General features: G+C 69.4%; 20 protein-coding genes. 6 read left to right on the top strand and 14 right to left on the bottom strand.

All coding sequences use genetic code 11. The annotated features are described in order from the left end of the window. Positions 1–194, bottom strand: a 194-nt coding sequence (locus ACRYR7_RS16545) for a hypothetical protein (protein WP_432573208.1), incomplete at its 3' end; no start/stop codon positions are given. 125 nt (positions 195–319) lie between these two features. Next, a complete protein-coding gene (locus ACRYR7_RS16540; RefSeq protein ID WP_432573207.1) occupies positions 320–757 on the bottom strand; it encodes a hypothetical protein in 438 nt (145 codons plus the stop codon). A 198-nt stretch (positions 758–955) separates the two neighbouring features. Between ACRYR7_RS16540 and ACRYR7_RS16535 the strand changes: the two genes are divergently transcribed. Then, the gene (locus tag ACRYR7_RS16535) at positions 956–2,176 is read left to right on the top strand and encodes a hypothetical protein (protein WP_432573206.1); all 1,221 of its coding nucleotides are present in this window, start codon (positions 956–958) and stop codon (positions 2,174–2,176) included. 239 nt (positions 2,177–2,415) lie between these two features. On the opposite strand, the gene ACRYR7_RS16530 is transcribed toward ACRYR7_RS16535, so the two are convergent. Further along, positions 2,416–3,168: a hypothetical protein gene (locus tag ACRYR7_RS16530; protein ID WP_432573205.1), complete on the bottom strand. Its 753-nt coding sequence runs from the start codon at positions 3,166–3,168 to the stop codon at positions 2,416–2,418. A gap of 338 nt (positions 3,169–3,506) precedes the next feature. On the opposite strand from ACRYR7_RS16530, the gene ACRYR7_RS16525 reads away from it, so the two are divergent. Together ACRYR7_RS16525 and ACRYR7_RS16520 are read left to right on the top strand one after the other, a co-directional pair. Next, positions 3,507–4,448, top strand: a complete 942-nt coding sequence (locus ACRYR7_RS16525) for a replication initiation protein (protein WP_432573204.1) — start codon at positions 3,507–3,509, stop codon at positions 4,446–4,448. A 26-nt stretch (positions 4,449–4,474) separates the two neighbouring features. Next, positions 4,475–4,729 carry a sigma factor-like helix-turn-helix DNA-binding protein gene (locus ACRYR7_RS16520; RefSeq protein ID WP_432573203.1) on the top strand — a complete coding sequence of 85 codons (255 nt, stop codon included), beginning with the start codon at positions 4,475–4,477 and terminating at the stop codon, positions 4,727–4,729. A 60-nt stretch (positions 4,730–4,789) separates the two neighbouring features. Here ACRYR7_RS16520 and ACRYR7_RS16515 read toward each other — a convergent pair whose 3' ends face one another. From ACRYR7_RS16515 to ACRYR7_RS16500, 4 genes are all read right to left on the bottom strand, one after another. After that, the gene (locus ACRYR7_RS16515; protein WP_432573202.1) at positions 4,790–5,089 is read right to left on the bottom strand and encodes a ribbon-helix-helix domain-containing protein; all 300 of its coding nucleotides are present in this window, start codon (positions 5,087–5,089) and stop codon (positions 4,790–4,792) included. Beyond that, on the bottom strand, positions 5,089–5,931 hold the full coding sequence (locus ACRYR7_RS16510) for a ParA family protein (RefSeq protein ID WP_432573201.1): 843 nt from the start codon (positions 5,929–5,931) through the stop codon (positions 5,089–5,091). The genes ACRYR7_RS16515 and ACRYR7_RS16510 overlap by 1 nt, the downstream gene beginning before the upstream one ends. A 266-nt stretch (positions 5,932–6,197) precedes the next feature. Then, a complete protein-coding gene (locus ACRYR7_RS16505) occupies positions 6,198–6,770 on the bottom strand; it encodes a hypothetical protein (protein WP_432573200.1) in 573 nt (190 codons plus the stop codon). Continuing rightward, the gene (locus ACRYR7_RS16500) at positions 6,767–7,309 is read right to left on the bottom strand and encodes a hypothetical protein (RefSeq protein ID WP_432573199.1); all 543 of its coding nucleotides are present in this window, start codon (positions 7,307–7,309) and stop codon (positions 6,767–6,769) included. The genes ACRYR7_RS16505 and ACRYR7_RS16500 overlap by 4 nt, the downstream gene beginning before the upstream one ends. A gap of 1,019 nt (positions 7,310–8,328) precedes the next feature. Between ACRYR7_RS16500 and ACRYR7_RS16495 the strand changes: the two genes are divergently transcribed. Together ACRYR7_RS16495 and ACRYR7_RS16490 are read left to right on the top strand one after the other, a co-directional pair. Beyond that, entirely contained in the window at positions 8,329–8,808 is a 480-nt protein-coding gene (locus ACRYR7_RS16495) for a hypothetical protein (RefSeq protein ID WP_432573198.1), read from the top strand. 85 nt (positions 8,809–8,893) lie between these two features. Continuing rightward, a complete protein-coding gene (locus ACRYR7_RS16490; RefSeq protein ID WP_432573197.1) occupies positions 8,894–10,231 on the top strand; it encodes a hypothetical protein in 1,338 nt (445 codons plus the stop codon). A 135-nt stretch (positions 10,232–10,366) separates the two neighbouring features. On the opposite strand, the gene ACRYR7_RS16485 is transcribed toward ACRYR7_RS16490, so the two are convergent. Next, the gene (locus ACRYR7_RS16485) at positions 10,367–11,041 is read right to left on the bottom strand and encodes a recombinase family protein (protein ID WP_432573196.1); all 675 of its coding nucleotides are present in this window, start codon (positions 11,039–11,041) and stop codon (positions 10,367–10,369) included. Positions 11,042–11,729: 688 nt separating this feature from the next. Between ACRYR7_RS16485 and ACRYR7_RS16480 the strand changes: the two genes are divergently transcribed. Continuing rightward, a complete protein-coding gene (locus ACRYR7_RS16480) occupies positions 11,730–12,530 on the top strand; it encodes a toll/interleukin-1 receptor domain-containing protein (RefSeq protein WP_432573195.1) in 801 nt (266 codons plus the stop codon). 129 nt (positions 12,531–12,659) lie between these two features. Here the strand turns inward: ACRYR7_RS16480 and uppS are convergent, their stop codons facing one another. The 6 genes from uppS to mobC form a co-directional block, all read right to left on the bottom strand. Next, entirely contained in the window at positions 12,660–13,394 is a 735-nt protein-coding gene (gene uppS, locus ACRYR7_RS16475; RefSeq protein ID WP_432573194.1) for a polyprenyl diphosphate synthase, read from the bottom strand. Then, positions 13,391–13,849 (bottom strand): helix-turn-helix domain-containing protein, encoded by a 459-nt coding sequence (locus ACRYR7_RS16470; RefSeq protein ID WP_432573193.1) that lies wholly within the window; start codon positions 13,847–13,849, stop codon positions 13,391–13,393. The genes uppS and ACRYR7_RS16470 overlap by 4 nt, the downstream gene beginning before the upstream one ends. 659 nt (positions 13,850–14,508) lie before the next feature. After that, positions 14,509–14,973: a hypothetical protein gene (locus tag ACRYR7_RS16465; RefSeq protein ID WP_432573192.1), complete on the bottom strand. Its 465-nt coding sequence runs from the start codon at positions 14,971–14,973 to the stop codon at positions 14,509–14,511. Further along, complete coding sequence (locus ACRYR7_RS16460; RefSeq protein ID WP_432573191.1) at positions 14,970–16,817, bottom strand: type IV secretory system conjugative DNA transfer family protein; 1,848 nt, start codon at positions 16,815–16,817, stop codon at positions 14,970–14,972. Before ACRYR7_RS16460 ends, ACRYR7_RS16465 begins: the two co-directional genes overlap by 4 nt. Continuing rightward, positions 16,814–18,289, bottom strand: coding sequence for a relaxase/mobilization nuclease domain-containing protein (locus ACRYR7_RS16455; protein WP_432573190.1), 1,476 nt, complete (start codon positions 18,287–18,289; stop codon positions 16,814–16,816). Before ACRYR7_RS16455 ends, ACRYR7_RS16460 begins: the two co-directional genes overlap by 4 nt. Next, complete coding sequence (gene mobC, locus ACRYR7_RS16450) at positions 18,286–18,477, bottom strand: plasmid mobilization relaxosome protein MobC (RefSeq protein ID WP_432573189.1); 192 nt, start codon at positions 18,475–18,477, stop codon at positions 18,286–18,288. The genes ACRYR7_RS16455 and mobC overlap by 4 nt, the downstream gene beginning before the upstream one ends. Between the last annotated feature and the right edge of the window lie 496 nt (positions 18,478–18,973).

Here is an 18,973-nt window from a genome sequence, read left to right as displayed (position 1 = left end):
CCCCCCGCCCCCCCCCCCCCCCCCCCCCCCCCCCCCCCCCCCCCCCCCCCCCCCCCCCCCCCCCCCCCCCCCCCCCCCCCCCCCCCCCCCCCCCCCCCCCCCCCCCCCCCCCCCACGACCAGGCAGGTGCTGGACGCCGCCCGGGAGTGCTCGACGCGCACCGCGCGGCGGAACCCACGGGCGGAGTCCAGCACCGGGCCACGACACCCCGAGCCACCCACCACCGATCGGCCCCGCACGCAAGGCTGCACGCAGTCCCGCACCCTGCCTCGTACGTATTTCCGGCGCCGGGTCCGACCTCGGCAGCTCAGCGGTTCGCTCAGTCCACCGGCACGGCGCTCAAGGTGCCGTCCGCGGCGGCCACAGCCCGCGCCTGCCACACCATCGGCCCGCACCCGCCGCCGTTGATGTCCACCAGCTCAGGGGCCACGCTCGTCGAGGCCTCCAGCACCGGAGCACCTGCGGCGTCCACCACGCTCAAGCGGGCAGTGACCACCACCTCGCTGAGCTGGTCGTTGTACGCGAAGAACCACGCGTCCCCGTGCGTCTCCACCGCAGCCTCCTGGCACGCCTCGCCCGCGCAGTAGCGCGCCCGCAGCGGCAGCGGCGCGCTGGGCGGCCACACCGAGGCCGGCACCTCGAAGTGCACCCCGTCGTAGCCGCCCATCGCAGTGCACGCCCGCTGCGCCCCGGTGCTGCACCCGGCCAGCACCACCAGCGCCGCGCACAGCAGCGGTGCCCACCGGCGAGGACCCATGCCCCTTCGACGCCGCGCTCCTGCGCACCGTTCCCTCCAGCACCGCGCACCAGCAGCGCCTGCGGCACCTCGGGCTAGATGCGCGGCACGAGTACGCACCCGGCGGCGCCCCTGCGGCGATGCGCCACCGTGCACCGTGCCGCGGTGCTCCTCCGATTCACGGGTGTGCGCGCAGCACGCACCTGCCAGGGTCACGAGGTGGACACCGACGCGCCGGGCGAGGAGCTGCTCGCCGGTGCGCTGCTGGCCGGCCCGCGCGGTCGGCGGCTGCTCTTCGAGCTGGTGGACGAGGCCAGCACCACGCGCGGGCAGGCGCAGTGGGCGCAGCCGGCGTGGCGCTACGACGAGATCGCGCCGCTGCCCGAGGAGCTGCTCGAGCAGCTGGCGCAGCGCCTGCGGGAGGCGGTGGCCGCGGTGGACTTGGACGCCCTGGCTGCCCGGCACCAGCCGCACGAGCTGCTCCCGGCCCTGGTGGAGTCGGTGGGCTCGGCGCGGTACTGGCAGCACCCGGACGCCACCGACGTGGCCCTGGCCGAGGCGCGCGTGGCCGAGCACCTGCGCCCGCTGGCGCAGGCGGTGGCGCGTGCTCCTGCGGCCGCGTGGTGGTCGCAGCCGGTGGACCCGGGCACCCAGCAGCACCTGCAGTGGGTCTTTGAACCGCACGAGCAGCACGCCCAGCCGCCCGGCCCGCTCGTGAGCACTGGCGCAGCGGCAGCAGCGCTGGCGCGCTGGCAGCGCGAGGCCGCCGCGGAGGAGGAACGGGCCCGGCGCGAGCGGCCGCGCGGCGTGGGCGCGAACTACAGCGGCACCTGGTGGTCCAGCCCCCCGCAGCTGGACGGGCTGCTGCTGAGCACCCCGGTGCTCCACGCCCCCGACGCGAGCGGGAGTCGGCGGCAGCCACTACCGGTGGGGATGGCACTGCTCGAGGACGACCCGGGCGCGGAGCAGGTGTACGCCCGCGCGGTGCGCCTGCGCGAAGGGGTGCGCGTGTACGAGGTGCACGACGCGAGCGACTGGTGCGCCCTGGTGGCCGCCCACCCGCGAACGGTGACGTACTCGCGCCGGCACGACTGGTGGCGAGCCACCGGCTGGGACGGCGCCTGGGCCCTGCCCGACTGGACCTCGGTGGCGAGGCAGTGGGACGGGGTGCACCTGAGCGTGCGCGGCTACCTCGCCGTCTCCGGGCGCCTGCTGGCCACCACCGTGCCCGGGGTGAAGTCGAGCGATGACGCAGCGGCTGAAGAGGTACGTCTTGGTGCCGCGCGCACCTTGCTGGCCGGGTGGAGCCCGGCGCAGACGTACTGGCTCACCGACGTCGTCGCAGACTCCGGCAAGGACATCAGCGAGCCGGTGCCCTGGCGCGCCACCGAGGACTACCCGCTGCGCTGGGCGCCCGGCCCAGCCCAAGACGCGCCCTGAGCGCGAGGACCGAGCGCACAGGGCGCCAGGGGAACCGGCGCACCGGCTACCTCGCGCCCCGAGCGGCAGTGGGGACCGGTGCCCTGGCCGGTGAACGCAGTGAGCCGACAGCCACAGCGGCCGTAAGCGAAGCGCACGGCTATGTCTCGCTCCCCCACCACCGGGCCGTGACGCGCCAGACGAGACCACACGCCACGGCACGTGGTTTGCGGCATGACCGAGCGGTCATCCACAGGTGCCTACGACGCCTCGGGTCGGGTCTCCAGCCGGCCATCGGCGACGACGGCGTCGACGAGGGTGCGCGGCCCTGCCACCACGGTGCAGTCGGCGTCCAGGTCGCTCAGCACCAGCCAGGAGCGGTCGGCCGGCCACAGCGCGGTGGGCCCGTGGCGCTCGAACCAGCGCTGCTCTCGGTAGCTCCGGGTGCGCCCCAGCGCGCGCACCGCGGCCAGCGGGCCGGCCAGGAGCAGGCACGTGCGCAGCACCTGCACCCGGGGTGCGGCGCTGAGCACCTCGGCGGGCAAGGCGGGGCCCTGCGCCGGCTCGACGTGGTGGGGATCGCCGTACACGTCGAGACCGGCTCCGCTGACCCACGGCAGGCCCTTGTCGAGGGCGATCGTGCACGAGGCGCTGGAGCCGGACCAGCGCGTCAGGTGGCTCAGCAGCGCGTCCCAGCCGGCCTCGCCCAGCTCACCGAGCTCGGGCTCGCCACCGGGCCAGTCGCTGCGGGTGGTGCGGCGGGTGTGCACGGTGGCGGAGACGTCCTCCCACGTGCTGTGCGGGTGCAGCCGGCGGCCGGTGCGGGCGGCGACCTGCGCCCAGGTGACGGGGTCGCCGTCGGTGTCGGTGGCCGGGTGCAGCAGCCGGGCGGTGGCAGCGAAGGCTGGGAAGGAGCAGTCGTCGACGAAGGGCTCCGGCGGTACGACGCTGCTCAGCCAGGTGGCGTCTCGGGCACAGCGGGCAGGGGCCGGCTGCAGCGTCGGGGTGCGCACCGGGCCAGTGTGAGGACTGAGCCCCTGCGCATCAGGCGTGAGCGAGCGCTCAGGGCGGGTGGCGTGCGGGCGGGCGGGAGGGCGGAGCTGGTGTGGCCGGGTAGCCGCGGGGTCGGCACAAGGGCACGCCAGTGAGCGCAGACGTGGCCGGAGCAGAGCTCACCTGTCTGGGGCTGGTGGGCGGGGTGAGGCGAAGCAGGGGTCGGAGAGGTACGCAGAGAGGGGGCAAAGCCGAACTACCTGATTTGGCTAGCCCTGATTGAGCCACCCGAAGAAAGTTGGCCAGCGGTCGGCGTGTCCGTCCAGCGCCCGGGGATCTTGCTGCCACGGTTACCGCCATGCCAGGGAAGGCCGCTCAGCTGGACGCGCAGTCGTGGACCGACGCGTGGTCCCCGCGCCGCCCGCTGGCCACCGACGACCTCCTGCGCGGCTGCTGGCGCCAGAGCCGCACCGATGCCCTGACCCGGCGCTACCTGGAGCACTCCCCCAAGGCGCTGCTGTCGATGCTGGTGATCGACGTGGACCACCCCGACACCCTGCTGCGCGCCATCAGCCGCCCGCTGGAGCACCCCGAGCCTTCCTGGGTCGCCGAGGGCGTCAGCGGCCGCGGGCACGTCGGCTGGGTGCTCTCCTCCCCGGTGTGCCGCACCGACGCCGCCCGCCAGGCCCCCCTGGTCCTGGCCGCCCGGGTGCAAGAGGGCCTGCGCCGGGCCCTGGACGGCGACCCCGGCTACGCCGGGCTGCTGACGAAGAACCCCACCCACGGCAGCTGGCACCCCTTCTGGGGCCGGGCCCAGCCCTACGAGCTGGGCGAGCTGGCCGCCGGTCTGGGCCGGCTGCTGCCGCGCTCTCTGCCCAAGCGCGCGGGCGAGGTGCGCGGGCTGGGCCGCAACAGCCACCTCTTCGAGGCGCTGCGCACCTGGGCCTACCCGGCGCGCTACCGCTACGAGGACCGCATCGAGTGGGAGCAGACCGTCGCGGCGGTGGCGGTGAACATCAACACCGAGTTCGCCGTGCCGCTGCCGGCGGGCGAGGTCGGGCACACCGCGCAGTCGGTGGCCCGCTGGGTCTGGCGCAACCTCTCCCGCGAGGGCCTGGTGCGCGTGCAGACCGTGCGCGGGCAGCGCCGTGCGGCCCAACCCAGCGCCACGGCAGCACGCAGCAAGGCCGGCAGGAGCAGTACGCCTGCTCAGACAGAGGCACGCCGCCGCAACGCGGCTAAGGCATCCTTGGCCCGTCGGAAGGTGACGGCGGAGCAGATGGCGGAGGTCGTGCTGTGAGTGCTCAGCGACCGGGGCGTCGGAAGATGACCGCTCGCGAGGCTGCTGCCCACTTCGGCGTCTCCCCCGCGACCGTCAAGCGCCTGGTGGCTGAGCCGCGCGAGGACTTTCTGGCCCGCGCCAAAGCACGCCGTGACCGCGCTGTGCAGCTGCGCGCTGAGGGCTTGAAGCACCGCGAGATCGCCGCGGAGATGGACGTGCCCATCGGCACGGTCGGCCGGCTATTGCACGAAGCCAAGAAGCTGGCCGCTCATGAAGACATCGAGCCAGCTTCCGCCTAGCCAACGGCTAGTTACTGTCTACCCTTGGCTACCAATTTGGTAGCCAAGGGTAGACAACGGCTAGAACCCGTGGGTCTTCAGCTCAGCGTCCAGGGCTCGCTCGATCAGCCGACCTTGTGGGATGCGGGTGGCCTGCGCGCACGCGGCCAGTCGCTCGTACAGGTCGGTGGGGATGCGCGCTCCCAGTTGCTTGCCGCGGCGCGGGATGCGCACGGGCGCCGCCTCGGTGGCGGGCTGCTGGCTGGGCTGCTGGGCGAAGGGCTGGCCGTTGTCCGGCGCCGGGGTCAGCACGGGAGCCGGCGGTGTCGGCTCCGGCAACGGGGGAGCGACCTGGGGCAGGCGGGTGGCGGGCTTGGGCATCAGGAGACCTCCTCGTGCGGGCGGATGCCGGCGACGTGCAGGACGTGCTCGGCCAGCTGGCGGTAGACGTCGGCGACCTCCCGGCCGGCGGCGCCGAAGGCGCGCACCGGGGCGTGGGCGCCCTCGGCCTGGCGCACCACCGCCCGCCGGGGCACCGGGGTCAGCACGTCGGGGTAGGAGGAACGCAGGAAGTCCAGCAGCTCGCCTTGCCTGGCCTCACGCGCCAGCGCGGTGGGCAGCACCCCGAGCAGCGCAGGGGCGGGGCCCCCGCGAGCGGCACGCACCTGCGCCAGCACTTCCAAGGTGCGCGGGATGCCCTCCAAGGCGTTATCGGCCGCCTCGGTGGCCACCACCACCGCATCGGCGGCGTGCATCGCGGCCAGGAAGAGCCCACCCAGGCTGGGCCCGCAGTCGAGCACTACCAGGTCCAGCGGGCCTGGAGCCTCCTGCAGCGCCACGGCCAGTCGCTGGGCCGCGCCGGGAAAGGACTCACCGTTGCGGGCGGCCAGGTCTTGGTTGGCGGGAGCCACGCGCAGCCGTGGGGACCAGTGCTCACCGGCCGGCACTACGACCTGGTGCACGGTGCCGGCCTGCACCGCAGCACCGGCGCGCTCCTGCGCGGCGTAGAGGGCATCGGAGACGGTCAGCTGCTGCGGCTTGCCGAAGGCGTTGCCGTCGAAGACGCGGGCGGTGGCGTCGGTCAGGGCGGTGGCGTTGCCCTGCTGGTCCAGGTCGACCAGCAGCACGTGCGCACCCAGCTCAGCGGCTGCGTCGGCCACGTTGGCGGCCGTGGTCGTCTTAGCCACCCCGCCCTTCTGGTTAGCGATCGCGAGGGTGAACACGACCGGCTCCTCCCGTGGTGACTGGCTAGCCAGTGGCAAGCCATTGTCTACCACTGACAACCAGTGGCTAGCCGTTGTATAGCAGGGTGAGCAAGTAAAGAGTGGGTGCCACGCCAAGAAGTCCTCGACGAGGCGGTGCGTTGACCGGTTGAGGCCGCCACGAGTTGGGGGACGGACGCTGCGCTCACGCGCGGCCACGACTGCAAGCACGTGCACCGCGGCGGCAGGCCGGATCGGCTGAGGCACCGCCCCGGTGCCGTTCGACGTCAGGTCGGTGGGGACGCCGGCTCGTCGTCGACGAAGCGGACCGCGCTGGCGGCGATGCGGCGCAGGCCGGGCAGCTCCAACGTGGTGAAGGTCGGTGCCAGCGCCGGCCCCCAGGAGACCTCAAAGCCCAGCTTGCCGTCGGTGGGCATCCCGAAGATGCGCGCCGCGCACGAGATGTGCACCACGCGGCCGTCGCCGTGACCGTCGCTGCGCCCGCGCAGGACCAGGCGTTGCGGCATGAAGTTCACGGTGGCGTGCACCAGGGGGTCGTTCAGCTGCCCCGGCCAGTGCCCGCCCATCTCCGCCTGCACGGCGGCCTCGGCCTCGCTGCGCGGGGGCAGGACCTGCGGGATGAACGCGGCGTCGGCGCGGGCCACCAGCCAGGCGGTCAGGCGGTCGGGGTGGGCGAACAGGCAGCGCAGCCCGATAGCGATGCCGGGCACCTTGGCCAGCAGCAGCGGCCCGTGCGCGATGGCGCCCAGGCTGCGCCAGGTGTCCTCCGAGTCCTCGATCAGCCACGGCCTCCACGGCCGCTGTCCCGGTTCCCATGGCTGGGGGTAGGGGCTGCTCATCCCAGTCTCACCACCTTCTCGGCCAAGTCGTCGAGGTTCTCCAGGACCAGGACGGTGGTGGTCATCGGTGCGCCCAGCTCGGGCCAGCCGGCTTCCAGCGGCAGGCGCGCGTCGGCGGGCAGGTCCGGCCACCACAGGTCGAGGTCCTGGACGTAGGCCGGGGTGCCCGGGTCGTCGCCGGAGGAGCGGCGGGCGGTGTGGGCCCTGCGGTCGGAGTGGTGCTCCAGGCGCAGCCAGGGCTGCCCGTCCGGGGTGGTCCCGGCCGCCGAGGCGGGCACACTCAAGCGCGCGGAGCTATACGGCAGTGTGCGAGAGGGCCGAAGGCCGCTGCGGCCGCTGCGGGGCAGGCTGTCGGAGTCGTGGGCGTTGCGGGCGGCCTGGCCGGTGGCTTTGACCTCGATGGAGAGCAGCAGCCCGTCCAGGTGGGCGAAGGCGCAGCGCAGGCCGATGCCGATGCCCGGTCCGGTGCTGAGCACGCACGGGCCGTGCACGAGGGCTCCCAGTTCCCGGTCGAAGGAGGAGGAGATGGCGCTGCTCACCCGCTCAGCGTGCCGCACACCGCAGCACCTGGTCACTAGCGGTGCGCAGGTGATTGCCGTGCTTGGCGACCACGCGCAGGTCGACAGGTGGGCGTTTGCCGCCCGGATGGGTCGTCTTAGAAGTGACCATTTGGGAGATGGGGCGGGGGAAGGGCCGCAGGGCCGCGACACGCCGTCTCAGAACCCGTGTCCACCGTGAAGAAGCACCAAGCCCTCCCGTCGGCCAACCGGCGCAGCAGGCTGTTGCGCTCCACATCGGGCTCCGCGTCAGCACGGGCGTGCAGGGCTGCGACCAGTGCGTCCACGAGGGCGTCCGCGCTGGGTCAAGCCCCTGTGGCCCGACGCGCCTCAAGGGTGAACGCGCTGACCTGCAACAGCTGGGAGCGCGTCACGGATTGGTCCCAAGATCCGCAAGGCCCTGCGGCCATGGTGCGGTGAATGGACTACTGAGCTCAAGGCAGCCAAGCGCTCAAGCTCACGGCCTGACCTGCCGATGAGGCCGTGTCGCGCACGAACGGGCACGACCTCGGTGGGCGGGAGCCGTCACTCCCGCCCACCTCCTCAGGCCGTCACTGCACCAGGGCCGTGACCAGCTGCACAGTCGCGGCACTCAGCTCCACCAGCGCCACTAGCAGCAGCAGACGCGGTTCCCATGGGTCGATCGATCTCATCGCGCACTCCTTCCGCGTCGAGGCTCATCGCCTCGACGCGATCGGCGGGAGGCGTCCGTCATCGCCATCCCGGAACGGGCGAAGCCCCCTCGGTATGAGGGGGCTTCAGTACGTACTTCGGGTGAAGGGGCGATCACCTTGAGCCCTAGTGGGCAGATTCTTCGAACGGGGACTGCTCCACCGGGTCATCTAGGTGCTCGCGGAAGGTTTAGACACGGGTGTACAGGCCTGGCCTGAGGTGGAGGCCCGTTGTCCGTCCAGACGTAGGGAAGCTGTCGACCCAGGGCTCTTGTCGGTAGGCCTGGCCACCTGAGGTCCCTAGCGCGCAGGTTCGGCGAGGATGACCGCATGATCGCGGGTGCTCTGTTCCAGGCCGCCGAGGAGACCTCGAAGTCAGGAGGGCTGGGCGCCCCGGACTGGGCTGCCATCGCGGCTCTTGGCGCGGCCGTGGCCGCCTTCCTTGGGCCTCTGCTGACGCGCTCCAGCGAGAGAGCCTTGCGCAACCGCATCCTCAAGGACTTGGACATCTACGAAAAGCTCCAGACGCACCTGTCGATGCCCTCTCAGCAAGAGGCCCTCGAGCACCTGATCCGGCGTGAGCTTCGAGCGCTCACACGCCGGAACACCTCACCGGCCTGGCAGCTGCTCGGCCCGATCGTCATGGCGCTCGATCTCCCGCTGTTCGCTGCCTACCTCCTGTGGCCGGTGTTCTCCGACCATCGGGCACCTCAGTCGCTCATGACCGTGATCATCACCGTGCTTACCCTTGAGCTGCTGTTCTTCATCAGCTGGTTCTTCGTGTGGCTGCACGTTCGACGCCTGCGTTGACCACTCAGGAACTGAGCCTTTTCCATCCTGGACAGACCAGCTAAAATGGAAAGGCTCACTCCAAGAACGTGAGGCATTCTGCGAGGTGTTAATTCACCGCAAGGTGACCACCTGGGCCGCTCGTTTTGTAACTCAACCACTTCATGAGCGACATGAAAGGTTTGGTAAATATCTGATGGCACCAGGTAAGCGCAGCAATCGAAAGCCTAATCGTTCAGCAACGCGAAAGTTTGCACCCGCTGCGCCACCCGTGAAGGTAACCATAGTTGCGGACTCGGCAATAGTTGATGGAAATCTATCTTTAGATCGCGAGGTGGCCCTCGTTAAAGCATCCATATTATATGCCGACAAGGTTGATCTATTGAGTCCTGGATCTGACATACTGATCGATTGGATGCGACTGCGAAACGCCAACAAACAAGCGGTCCTGCGGTTCATGTCAAAGCTGGACCCTTCTGTTTTTGCCGAATCTGATGATTTATCCGCCTCAAAAGATTGGCAAGGCGTCCTGGCCGATATAGCCAACCTCGACGACGAAAGATTAAAAATTGTCGAAAATCTAATGAAGTCCAAAAGCTACGAAGATTTCGGAATTACTCCATGGTTTTACGCCCTGCTCACCGAGCCAGTCGAAAAGTGCCGTGCCGCAATCTCTCGCTCATTAAACACGTGGGGAGGTGACCAAATTCAAAAAGCCATTGATCAAAAACTTGTCTCCGTCCAACCGCTAGGCGTGAACTGGCGATCACTCGATGCATCCGTGGAAGACTTCGCTGAACGCATCGATACGCTACTCGCCAGTGGCGATGTTTACCCACTGCTTGACGGCGAAGCGGCTCGCATGGCTCAAGCTTCGATTAATAGTGGAAAACTGTCGACCAGTGCACTTTCTATAGCAAATGCTCGTGAAGCCACGGTTGGTTCAGGCCTGATTGCGCGCCTGCCGGCATTTAGCAATGTTCCGATCGACGAAATTGTTGACCTTCGCACCGATATTTCAAGTGCTTTAATGCGATACCGGGTGGCCATGTCATCCCTTTCTAGTAAGCTACGAGTAGGTCCATTTGATAAGGACGTCGACGCCGATATTGATCACTTGATGAGGGTGGAAGTGGCGCCCAGTTTAGGTCAATTGCACGAAGAACTGGCGCAACATGGGCTCATTAAAGATGTAGCCAAAAACTTGTCCACGGACATTAAGGCCGTAATTACAGGCGCAGCTGGTCCTACGGTAGCGATAGGCGCCGCTTCTTTAACTGATCTCAATGCATTGCTCACTATTGCTACAGCATCTGCCCCACTGGGCATGATGTCTGCACAGGCTTTTTTAAATGAATTGATTAAGCGCCGCGATCGACAAAGCAATGCAAAGCAGCATGGATTATTCCTGCTGTACAATGTTGAGCGCCGTTTAGAAAAATAAGATCCTTCCTTGGGTGCCGCGTGAAACAAGAGCCGAACCTCGGGGCTGGTGCGGGCCGTACCCTGGTGATGCAGACAATCTCGGCAATTCCCGTCCCGCCAGGGGCTTCGCCCATGCCCGCTGCCACCCCACTCCTCAGCGGGACGGGAAAGGCTCACCGATCTCAGACTGCTTGCGCAACGCAGTGGCGGCCTGGGAGCGGTAGACGGCCCTAGCCGAGGAGAAGGTCCAGCTGGCGCCGCCGCGGGCGGTGGGCACCCCGTCAGCACTCAGCCCGTCGGCGATCGCCTGCCAGGAACGGCCCGCCTCGCGCTCCTCGACGACACGGCGCACCACCTCCATCGGCAGGACCTGCGGTCGGCCTAGGCGCACCCCGGCGGCCTTCTTGGCCGCCAGGGCGTCGCGGGTGCGCTGGCCGATCAGCTCGCGCTCGAGCTCGGCGATGCCGGCGGTGACGGTGGCCATGAACTTGCCGTTGGGGGTGGAGGTGTCCACGCCCACATCCAGGCACACCACCGACCACCCGCGCCGGGTGGCCTCCTTCACCAGGCCGGAGAAGTCGTGCACGGAGCGGGAGAGGCGGTCCAGCTTGGCCACCATCAGCACGTCCGCCTGGCGTGCGTTCAGCCGGGCGAGGGCACTGGTGAGGGCGGGGCGGTTGAGGTCCTTGGCGGAGTGCCCGGCGTCCACGACGAGCTCCAGCTCCCACCCGCGCCGTCCCGCCTCGGCTTGGAGAGCTGCGCGCTGGGCGTCCAGGCCGGCGCCGGAGGCGGCCTGCTCCTCGGTCGAGACCCGCAGGTAGCCCAGCACCCGGGGTCCGGCCGCGGACGCCGCCGGCGAGGCAGCCGGAGACGCGACCGAAGGCTTGGTCGAGGGGCCGGCCGAGGAGTCGCGGGGCCGGGCGGTGGGGCTCACGGGCCCCACCCTGGCACGATCACCGGCACTAAAGGGTCGTTTACTGCCGACGTCAGGCGCCATAACGGTCCTTACGGTGTCGATCCCGTGCGGATCGACGCTTAGTGCTGTACCGGCGTGCCGGGGTGTGCTCACAGTGCGGTGAGGTGCCCGCCGCGAGGTCCTCGCCCGCCAGGAAGCAGGAGGACGCGTGCGTCCAGCCGGTCAGGCTCAACAAACCCGACGGGTGCGCCTGCTGCAGCGGGTCGGTGGGGCACTGGTCCTGCTCGTCGCCCTGGCCGCCGTCGTCTTCGTCTGACAGCCGTGGGTGTCGTGCGAGTACGAGGACTCCTCGGCGGGATGCCGGCCAGGCGCGGTGGAGCAGACGGACCTGGCGACCGGCCTGCTCGTGCTGCTGGCTGGCTTGGTGGTGGCGATCGCGGCCACCGTGGTCGCTGCCCGTGCTCAGCGCGCCTCGCTCAAGGCCCGTAGGTAACACTCGATTAGGCCGACCCAAGAGCGCCAAGCAGGCGGATACTCCGAAGAGCTAGCGGCACATGACTACATCTTCTAAGCTAATGCCCCACCCTATGGCAGGAGTTTCATGAAGGTCTTCATAAGTTGGTCTGGCGAATTGGCGCGCAAGATCGCCGAGGATTTAAGGGAATGGCTTCCAGGCGTCATCCAAGCCGCTGATTGCTATGTGTCTAGCCGAGATACTGAAGCTGGCGTCCGATGGAACCACATCATTGAGGCGCAACTTGAGTCTAGCGATTTCGGAATTATTTGCTTGACGCCCGACAACATTGAAGCGCCGTGGCTAAATTTTGAAGCGGGAGCATTGGGAAAGGCGGTGCAAGGTTCACACGTTGTTCCACTTTTGTACGACATGACTCCAGCGGACATCAACACACCACTCAAGCAATTTCAAGCTAAACAGCTGACGCGAGATGGGGTTCTTGAAATGGTTCAAACTATGAACAGAGTAGCTGAACGCAGCTTGCCAAACTCGACGATTGAAGCTGTTTTCGACGGCTTATGGCCTAGGCTAGAAACTAAAATCGGCGCACTCAACAGTTCCGGGGGTTTCACCAGGAGGCCAAAGCAGCGAAGCGACCGGGAATTGCTTGAGGAACTCGTGACGGCAGTTAGAGAACTGCAGCGGACACAGCGTCAACCTGCAAATACAATTGGCGCAGCACGCGGCGATAGCAGGCCTAGAAGTGCTGTCGGTGAATTGAATAAGTCGGTTGAAAATGTTGGGGCGAGCTTAAAGTTCGGAAAAGAGGGGCCGATAGTTTTTTCTAAGTACCCGCTCAACGCAACCCAGCAACGATTCATTGAAGCCGTGGCGGAAGCTAGCGGACTACTGCCGGTTGAGTTTGAATCAGAACTTCCTTCTTAGGTAATAGTTCTTCGAAGGGCCATAGAATAAATTTTTCGACGGCATCCCACTGGCTTTTAGTATTCTGCACATAAGCAAGAGTGGGATCTTTCCCGGTTGAGCAGACCGCCGGAACGGCGAGGGCACTATCTATTTCTCTTCATAATTAGTACCGTGCAGAGCAGAACCAAAGCGGCGCTCCCTTTGTTGATAGCGCGCGACGGCATTACGCAGATCTTTCGCGGAGCAGTCTGGCCAAAGCACATCCAGGAAAATTAGCTCCGCGTAGGCCAACTGCCATAGCTGCCCATTGGAGATGCGTTGCTCTCCTGAGGTGCGGATGAATAGATCGATGTCGGGTACTTCGGGCACGTCCAGGTAGCTGCGGAAGGCGCCCGGTACATCAGCGAGCTCCAGCCGCCCTTCAACCGCGTCTTGGGCGGCGCGCTGAGCGGCGCGGGCGATGTCGTCCTGGCCTCCGTAGTCGGCCTGGTAGGTCAGCGTGAGGGCATCGTGTCCCGCTGTGGCCGTCTCCACGGCTTTGATGCGCTCATGTACGCGCGCCGGCACACGGTCCCGCCGTCCGGCCCAGCGCAACCTCACACCAAGACGGTTGAAGACTTCCAGACCCTCGTGGGCCGAGCTGGCGATCAGTTCCAGGAGGTCGGTGACCTCACTCGACTCGCGACGCCAGTTCTCCGAGCTGAAGACCGCCAGGGTCAGGTAGGGGATGCCGAGCTCGATGCAGGTCTCCACAGCGGTCCACACCGCCTTGAGCCCCTGTTTGTGCCCCTGGATACGGGGGAGTCCTCGCTGGGTCGCCCACCGCCCGTTGCCGTCCGGGCAGATGGCGAGGTGTGTCAGGGGGGGAGTCCTCGAAGTCATGCAGATGCCCCCGTCCCGGCGTTCTTCTCCTGCTCCACCTGCTGCCACGCGCAGACGAGCAGGCGCACCGAGTCGAGGGCCGGATCGCTCAGAGCGCCGATGGAGCAGATCAAGTCCTCGATCCCCCGCTCCCGCATGGCGTCGACGGCCCCGTCGTGCCGCACGCTGAGCGCCTCATCTTCGTCCTCGCGCATGAAGTAGTCGGGGGTGACGCCGAAGTACTGCGCCAGGGCCGAGACGATGCGCAATGTGGGGTTGGCTGACTCTCCCGACCTGAGGCGAGAAAGGTGCGAGGGAGTGACGGTGACGCCGTAGCGCTCCTTCAAGTCCACGGCGATCCGTGCCAGGGAGTACGGCTTGCCGGCCGCGGAGCGCGTGCCCTCGACGAGGGCGGAGAAGCGACGGGCGAACCTCTCCTCGACGGCGATGGAGCCGCGACTGTCGCTGGTCGGCATCAATGCCCCTCCTTCCAGTCGGAGTCGCCGCGGAATTGATCCGCAGCATTCGGGGGCAGAGCGTGATCGAGCACGGCGTCACCGTCTGGGGTGCCGTAGGTGCTGCCGCAGACGACCACGGCGGCCGCCACCACGACGGGTAGGCCGAAGTCCCGAGCCGCACCCCACCACAAGGACCCCGTGGGTAGGAGGTCGTCCAGCCAGAAGGGCAGACCCGCTGCCCCACCGGCGATGAGCCCTGCCGCAGCGATCAGGGGAGCGATCAGGGCCGGATGGCTCCTCCTGACGTGAGGGCGTCGCTGGCGTGCCATGCGCAGCAAGTGGAGCGCCCCCAGCAGGAGGGAGACTTCTCCAGTCACAGCGAGCCAGTTCACCGCGCTCCTTCGTGAGTCTTCTTGAGTCGTCGACGACGACCGATCGCCTTGAGGTGGTGCCCGTGCACCACTACGAGCCGAGCACCAGCGTGCGCCCTCGACGGTCAAAGCTGTGCCCCTGGGAAGGCACCTCCCCAGGAGCACAGCGAAGCAAGCACCACTGCCGATCACCGCTGCCGATCACGACCGCTCAGGGCGAAGGCCCGCCGCACCGCAGGCCCGCCAGGGCCGAGGAGCGCCGGGCCTGCGCAGCGGCAAGGCGCGCAGCGCCGCGACAGCCCTCCGTCAGCGACCGGAGCCAGCCTCGGGCTGGGTCTGCACCCGCGTGCACGCTCCACCGGGACCGCAGACGACCTCGGCCTCGGCGCTAGAAGCGGTCGAGGCCGCTGCTGCGCCAACGGCGGCAGGCCGCGCCGGCACCCGGGTGCACACACCGGCTGGACCGCAAACGACCTGCGGGACCTCGGTGCAGACACCACCAGGGCCGCAGACGACTCCGGACGGCGTGCTCGCGGCCGCCGGCGCAGCCACCGCAGGTGCTGCAGGTGCTGGAGGCGGCTGGTGGCTCGACGTCGCAGTGGTCGCCGCCGGCGCAGCCTCCAGCCCGTGGGTCAGCCACTTGCCGAAGGCGTCCTGCCCCACCCAGAGCATGGCCAGGGCGAGGAAGGCGACGGTGGCGGTGATCATCCACTTCGCGAGCGTGTAGTTGTCCACGACCTGCTTGGAACCGGGGCGGTTCGGAGTGATCACTTGCGCTCTCCCTGCTTCATCCCTGCGGCGGCCGTCAACGTCGTCCAGATTCGATCTTCCCAGTGAAATCCCACGTTCTGCAGCGTCCACGCCCCACCCTGCCAATGCAGGACCTGCCCCTTGGGGACGTTGGCGATGTCGCCCGGCGTGAGCACCTTCTGCCGCGCGATCGAGGTGGAGGGGTTGGTCACCGTGACGGCCTTGTTCTTGACCATCATCGTCGACTGGCTCTGCGAGAGGTGGATCCGGTCGAATTCACCCGCGGCGCTGGACAAGGCGTCCACGGTGTAGGGCTCGATGACCCCGGGAAAGACCAGCTTGGTGGGGAAGAGCGTCAAGAAGCCGTCGGCCTCCTGGCCCCAGCGGGCACGGGCGCGAGAGAGGTCCTGGATGCCCACGATGATGTGCAGCGACTGCCCACCGGCCTCGCTGATGATGGCCGGCAGCGGGATGGGGGCGGTGTTGTTCGCCTCGTCCAGCACGAAGGTGACGTGTGCCCGCTTGGGCTCGCGCTGCGCCGCCTCGGCGGCGTGACGGGCGTAGGTGGCGCTGCGCAGCTCCTCCAGCAGGCCCACAAGGATCGGGGCGTACTCCGCCTGCCGGTCCGGGCTGGCGGTCAGGTACAGCGTGTCCGTGCTGCGCACGAACGCGGCCGGGTCGAAGTTGGGCGTCTCACCGCTGCGCCGGGCAGCAGGGGCGTTGTACACGCGCACCAGGCGCACCAGGGTGGACAAGACGCTGGAACGCTCACGATCGGGCAGCCCTAACAGGCCCACCAGCTGGGCACGGGCGATGCTCGCGGCCTCGTAGCCGTCCTGCGCAGCCGCCTCCAGCACGCTCAGGACCGTGGTGGAGGTCTCCTCGGTGTCGGCGCTGATGGCCCAGTCAGCGACCGTGCCGATGGGCAAGCGCACCAGGGACGCCGCCCAAAGCAGCACCTCCAGCCAGTCCCGTGCACGGTCCACGAAGTGCTCACCCTCGCCCTGGCTGCGCATCGGCAGCGCCATGCGGGTGGCCACCCGGCGGGCGTCCTCCCAGCTGTGCACCGACACCAAGGGCGACCAGCGGGCAGGCACGACACCGGGCGCCGGCTGCTCCTGCCCGCCAGGGTCGAAGTGCCACACGCGCCCCATGCCCGCGCGGGCGGTGGCGGTGGCTTCCATCAGGTCGCCCTTGATGGAAGAGGCCACGCAGACCCCCGGCGCGAGCCAGATGGAGGGGATCAGCGCCGCGGATGACTTGCCCGAGCCGGGCGGGCCGATGACCAGCAGGCCCCCGCGCGGGGACGCGGCCCCCAGCTGCTTCTTGGCATCCGCGCTCCACCCGAGGTGCCCGCCCGGCAGGGCGTTCGCAGCGGCCGCCTGCCGCAGCACCTGCAGCGGGTCCGCTGCCCTGCTCAGGCGGTGGATCAGGCCCTCAGGAGCAACGGAGCGCCCCGGCTTCACCGCGCCACCCGCGCCACCCGCGCGGCCAGGGGTCGCCGACTGACCGGCCAGGTCCTGCCCGGTGGAGCTGCTGCGACCGAAGACGAAGGCAGCGGCGTAGGCCAGAAAGCTCGGGGCTGCGCCGATCAGGACGATCAGCGCGCACAGCCAGCGGCCCCGTGCAAAAGCCGCCCTGCTCGCTCCGTCGTGCAAGCCCAGCGCGAGGCCGACCAGCGAGGTGAGAGCGATCACCGCCAGGAACGGCGCCTGCCAGTACTGGCCTGCGTGCACGTGCGCGTACGTCCACGGAGCGGCCACCAGCACGGCCAGCGCGTAGACCTTCCAGTGCCACCCGCGCCCGGAAGCTTGCGAGGGCGCTGGCGCCAGGGCGCTGCCCTGCGGTCCCCACTGCTGGCTCACCGCTCCATCCCCCGCTCGGACCCCTGCTCGCGCTGGCGCTCTCGCTCGGCGCGCACCCGGGCGACGGTCTCCTCCGCACTCCGTCTGCTCCTCGTAGCCTGCTGGTCGGGGTCGGTCTGCCCACCCGACCCGGTCTGCTGCTGCATGTGGTTCTCCTTCATCGGCGCAGGTCGCGGCGCGTGCTCTTGGTCGGGTCGCGCCGCCAGGGCCCCGGTGGTCCTGTCCTGCGGGGTCTTGGGAGCGGCGGGCCTGCTCGGGCCCTGCCGCTGCGGCTCAGGCGCCGCCAGGGAAGCCGCGGTTGGGGAAGCCGCGGCCGGGGCAGCCGCGGCACCGGCCAGCCGCAGGACCTGCCGGCCCTCGGCGGTGGCCAGGGCCGGCACCCGGTGCGAGCCGGCGGCCACCACGTCGTCGGCCACGCCGTGCGCCGCGCCGTTCGCCAGGCTGTCGCCCGCGCCGTGGGCCTGGGCGTGCCGCTGGCGCCACCAGGCGGCATCGCCGGCGGTGCGCCGCTCGGCGTCGCGGCGCACCGCCACCATCGCCCGGCGCTCCTGATCGGCCACCGCCTCGCTGACGGCCTGCTCGGTGCGCGCCTGGTGCCGCGCCCTCGTCTCCAGCAGCTTGCGGGGTACCTGCACCACCGGGGCGGGGCGCGGGGTTTCCAGCACGGGCGCGAGCTTGGACCACGACAACGACTTGTCCAGCTGGCTGGCTTTCATCCACACCGGCTCACCAGCGGCATCCACGTGCCCGGGCAGGTGGAAGCTGTACCCGGCCACGCGGCCGGTGCTGGCCACGTTGGCCCGAGCATCCACACCGGCGCGCTGCAGCGCCTCCTCGAAGCCCGCCCGCCCACGCCCGGCAGCCCCCTCCACAGCCGCGCGCACCCGCTCAGCCAACTGCACGCGCGGTGGCACCTCGCCCGTGCGCTGCCCGCGGCGCCACTCCCCCGAGCTCACCTGGTGATCGGCGCTGCGCCGGCTCTGCTCGCTGCTGCGGCGTGGAGCCGGCGTCAGCTCGTGCTCGCGCTCCAGCCCCGCGCACACGCTTTGCGCCTGGCGCCGGTCGTGGCTGCCGCGCCAGACCCGCCCGTCCCACCCCACCCGCGAAGTCGCCAGGTGGATGTGGTCCGCGCCGTGGCGCACCGCCACCCACGGGTGCTCCGCCAACCCCATCCCCTCGGCAAAGCCCTGCGCGACGTCGGCCCACTCCGCATCGCTCAACGTGCGGTCCTGCGGAGCGCAGCGCAGCGAGCTGTGCCAGATCGGACGCGTAATCTCCGGCCGCTGCGCAGCCGCCTGCTTCAGCATCAACGCCCACAGCGCCCCATCGCGCTCCCCCTCCAGCCCCAGGTTGCTGGCGATCACCGCTCCACCGGCGCGCCCGTCGTACACGTGCTCCTCGTGCGTGCCCGGCCCGTGCAGGTACGCCGCCAGGTCACCGGCACGACTGCCCCGCGTGATCTTGGCAATCACCGGTGCGCCGCCTGCTCGTGCAGCGCCCGCAGCACCTGGCGCACCTCCGCGGCCGCGACCTCGATGCGCGCCGCAGCCGCCGCATCCAGGCCGTGCGCGTGCGCCAGGCGCACCGCCTGGTTCAAGTTGCTGCCCACCCGGGCCAGCTCCAGGCGCAACGGCGTCGAGGCGCCCGCACCCACCGACATCCCCGCCTCAGCTCCGGCCCCAGCTCCGGCCTCACCGGTCCCCCCACCAGGGGTCCCACCCACGCTCAGGGTCCGCGCCACCTGATCGCGCACCCACGCCCCCAGCCGCCCCCGCCCAGCGGCCGCCGCCGCCGCCAGCCACCGCTCGTGCTCAGCAGGGGTCAACCGCACCGCCACGGTGCGGGTTCTCTCGGTCGCCACCAGCGACCTCCTTCCGAGCGCCAGCGAGGCAGGACCCCGCTCCGAGCGGAGCGAGGAGGGGCGAGGTGCGGGAGCAGTGGAGCGCAGCGTAACGCTAACGCATACCTCGCATCCCCATCGCCCAGGTGCATCGGTGCGGGTCGTTCCCGGCGCGCCCGGCGCGGCGGGGGCAGCCCGAAGGGCTGCATCGCGTGGGGCGGCCAGGCGCCGCACCCACCACCACGGACGTGCTGGACGCCGCCCGCGGGTGCTGGACGCGGACCCCCCGGGCGAAAACACCGGCGGGGTCAAACAA

It is taken from the genome of Kineococcus gurbantunggutensis (assembly GCF_050871925.1).
GTDB lineage: Bacteria > Actinomycetota > Actinomycetes > Actinomycetales > Kineococcaceae > Kineococcus.
The sequence above is the reverse complement of the archived record's forward strand: the minus strand, read 5'-3'. Positions and strand labels throughout refer to the sequence as shown.

Bases quoted from the DNA above. Each gene is read 5' to 3' on its own strand.
- ACRYR7_RS16540 (WP_432573207.1), bottom strand. From the start codon at position 757: ATGGGTCCTCGCCGGTGGGCACCGCTGCTGTGCGCGGCGCTGGTGGTG.
- mobC (WP_432573189.1), bottom strand. From the start codon at position 18,477: ATGTCGGTGGGTGCGGGCGCCTCGACGCCGTTGCGCCTGGAGCTGGCC.
- ACRYR7_RS16505 (WP_432573200.1), bottom strand. From the start codon at position 6,770: ATGAGCAGCCCCTACCCCCAGCCATGGGAACCGGGACAGCGGCCGTGG.
- ACRYR7_RS16470 (WP_432573193.1), bottom strand. From the start codon at position 13,849: ATGCCGACCAGCGACAGTCGCGGCTCCATCGCCGTCGAGGAGAGGTTC.
- ACRYR7_RS16520 (WP_432573203.1), top strand. From the start codon at position 4,475: ATGACCGCTCGCGAGGCTGCTGCCCACTTCGGCGTCTCCCCCGCGACC.
- ACRYR7_RS16515 (WP_432573202.1), bottom strand. From the start codon at position 5,089: ATGCCCAAGCCCGCCACCCGCCTGCCCCAGGTCGCTCCCCCGTTGCCG.
- ACRYR7_RS16525 (WP_432573204.1), top strand. From the start codon at position 3,507: ATGCCAGGGAAGGCCGCTCAGCTGGACGCGCAGTCGTGGACCGACGCG.
- ACRYR7_RS16480 (WP_432573195.1), top strand. From the start codon at position 11,730: ATGAAGGTCTTCATAAGTTGGTCTGGCGAATTGGCGCGCAAGATCGCC.
- ACRYR7_RS16495 (WP_432573198.1), top strand. From the start codon at position 8,329: ATGATCGCGGGTGCTCTGTTCCAGGCCGCCGAGGAGACCTCGAAGTCA.
- uppS (WP_432573194.1), bottom strand. From the start codon at position 13,394: ATGACTTCGAGGACTCCCCCCCTGACACACCTCGCCATCTGCCCGGAC.